The 2,358-nt window shown below is 69.6% G+C and carries 3 protein-coding genes; 1 reads left to right on the top strand and 2 read right to left on the bottom strand.

The genetic code is table 11. From position 1 onward, the window contains the following. On the bottom strand, positions 1-1,175 hold a 1,175-nt coding region (locus tag VHK87_RS08675; protein WP_329634504.1), incomplete at its 3' end, for a family 1 glycosylhydrolase. A 39-nt stretch (positions 1,176-1,214) separates the two neighbouring features. Then, positions 1,215-1,418 (bottom strand): hypothetical protein, encoded by a 204-nt coding sequence (locus VHK87_RS08670; protein ID WP_329634503.1) that lies wholly within the window; start codon positions 1,416-1,418, stop codon positions 1,215-1,217. Between the two features lie 112 nt (positions 1,419-1,530). Here VHK87_RS08670 and VHK87_RS08665 point away from each other — a divergent pair, with 112 nt between their 5' ends. Continuing rightward, on the top strand, positions 1,531-2,301 hold the full coding sequence (locus VHK87_RS08665) for an SDR family oxidoreductase (RefSeq protein ID WP_329634502.1): 771 nt from the start codon (positions 1,531-1,533) through the stop codon (positions 2,299-2,301). The last annotated feature ends 57 nt before the right edge of the window (positions 2,302-2,358 follow it).

The raw sequence follows: 2,358 nt of genomic DNA, 5'->3' as shown, positions 1-2,358 counted from the left end.
ACCGGATCGGAGCGCGGGTCCTCGTCCAGGTGGGTCACCCGGTTCAGCGTCCGCTGCCAACGGCGCAAGGCGTCGCAATAGGGCTCGACTGGCACGCGGCGCAGGTCGCCCTTGTCCTCGATCAGGTCGCAGATGCCGTTGTGCACCCAGATCCCCTTGTGCCAGTCGGGCATGTCGACCGCCGGAAACAGGCAGACGCCGTGCAGGTCGACCCCACGGGTCACCGCCGCCAGCGCCTCGTGGACCACGTCGTTCAGCCAGTTCTCGCGGCCTTCCTCCAGGCCGCTGGTCTCGCCCACCAGCATCGGCCGGCGGTAGCGCTCATAGGCCATCACCAGCATGTCGCAGAGCGGGCAGACGCGGGGATCATCCGGCGGCAGCGCCGCGTGCGCCCCGCTCTCCCGATACTCCATCTGGCCGAACGAGTAGCAGTTGACCCCCACGATATCGAGGATCTCGGGCCCGCCGCCGAACTCGGGGCGGGCCAGGCCCGCGATCATGTCCCAGGCCAGGAAGGTGTCCTCGAAGGTCTCCCGGCGGGCGGCCTCTTTCAGATCCGGCCGGTCCTGCGGCGCCACCACGTTCACCAGCGGGTCGATGTGCACCATCCGCGCGGCCGGATCGACCTGACGGATGGCCTTCACCGCGGCGATGTCGGCCCGGCACAGCGCTTCGCGAAGGGCGAACCTGTCTTCGCGGGTCTTACGGAAGGGCGCGGCCCAACCCCACTCGCCGCCGATGTAGGCGAAGAAGGTGATCTCGTTGATCGGCGTGAAGAAGTGCGGCCCCGGCAGCCTGGGGATCACATATTCGGCGCAGGCCCGCGCGTAGCGGGCGAACCGCTCGGCGAATTCCGGCGCGAACGGGTTGGCATCGTCCGGATAGCCGTAGTGGCACAGGTCCCAGATCGGCAGCACCTTGTGCACCCGCAGGGCCTCGATCAGGGGGTCGATCCCGGAGAAGTCGTAGGTCCCGCCCCGGTCCACGAACGGCCAGGGGATACCCTCCCGCGCGACGCCGATTCCCAGCCTCTGCAGCAGGGCGTAGTCCTCCTGGGCGTGCTCGATGTGGCGCGTCTCCGCCACCAGGTCGCGCCGGCCCTGATCCTTCCACACGAAGGTCGAGCACTCGAAGCCCGAGAGGAAGAAGGTGGGGAAGATGCTGGCCGCCGTCATGACCGCTCGGGAAAGCGCGGCCGCGCCGCCGGTTCCGCCTCAGGCCGCGGGGCGATCCTGCGAGAGATCCACGAGCCGGGCGTCAACGCCGGCGGCGCGAGCTTGCTCGGTCAGCATCCGGGCCTGCGCCTGGGCCTCTTCCAGCCGCACGTGCTCGCTCAGCAGATCGGCGTCGACATTGACGGCCCACCCCTGCCGGGAGCGGGAAACGATGTAATGAACAACGTGGGTTGCCGCCGTCATTTGATATCAACTGTCAGCAACTCGGCTTGTTTCAGCGGCGCCGTCGCGTGGTGCGCCTTGGCGGTCCCGCCGGCGGCAGCTATCCCTGACGCCTCATCGAGGGAGACGCCGAATGGATCTGCAGCTGAAGGGCAAGAAGGCGGTGGTCACGGGCGCCTCGCGCGGCATCGGCCGGGCGATCGCCGAGCTGCTGGCGGAGGAGGGGGCCGACGTGGCCATCTGCGCCCGCAACGCCGATCAGGTGCAGGAGGCCGTGAGTTCCCTCGAGCGCCACGGCGTCAAAGCCTGGGGCCGCTCGGTGGACATCGCCGACGGCGCCGCGCTGAAGGGCTTCGTCCAGGCGGCCGGCGAGCAGCTGGGCGGCATCGACGTCCTGGTCTCCAACGCCAGCGCACTCACCACCGCCAGCCGCGACGAGGACTGGCAGGCGCTGCTGAACGTCGACGTCCTGGGCGCCACCCGCTCCTTCGAGGCCGCCAAGCCGTTCCTGGAGCGCGCGGCTCAGGCGAGCGGCGACGCCGCTTTCGTGATCATCTCCTCGGTGTCGGCGGCCGAGGCGAGCTCGGTCTCCGCCTACGGCGCCATGAAGGCCGCGCTCATCCACCTGGCCAAGGGCATCGCGCGGGAGAACGCGGCGAAGCAGATCCGCGCCAACGTGGTCTCGCCCGGCACCGTCTTCTTCGAGGGCGGCGTGTGGGGCAATGTGAAGGCCCAGAGCCCGCAGTTCTTCGAAACCATGCTGAAGCGCAACCCGACCGGCCGGATGGCCACGCCGGAGGAGGTCGCCGCCGCGGCCGTCTTCCTCGCCAGCCCCCGCAGCGGCTTCACCACGGGGATCAACATGCTGGTCGACGGGGCGATCTCCTCGCGCGCCAACTACTGACCGGTCAGGCGCGGGCGGGGATCACCACCGGCAGCTTCTCGTAGCCCTTCACGAAGG

This window comes from Phenylobacterium sp. (genome assembly GCF_036263695.1).
Taxonomy (GTDB): Bacteria; Pseudomonadota; Alphaproteobacteria; order Caulobacterales; family Caulobacteraceae; genus Phenylobacterium.
This window is presented reverse-complemented; position numbering and strand designations above follow the sequence as displayed.

Bases quoted from the DNA above. Each gene is read 5' to 3' on its own strand.
- VHK87_RS08670 (WP_329634503.1), bottom strand. From the start codon at position 1,418: ATGACGGCGGCAACCCACGTTGTTCATTACATCGTTTCCCGCTCCCGG.
- VHK87_RS08665 (WP_329634502.1), top strand. From the start codon at position 1,531: ATGGATCTGCAGCTGAAGGGCAAGAAGGCGGTGGTCACGGGCGCCTCG.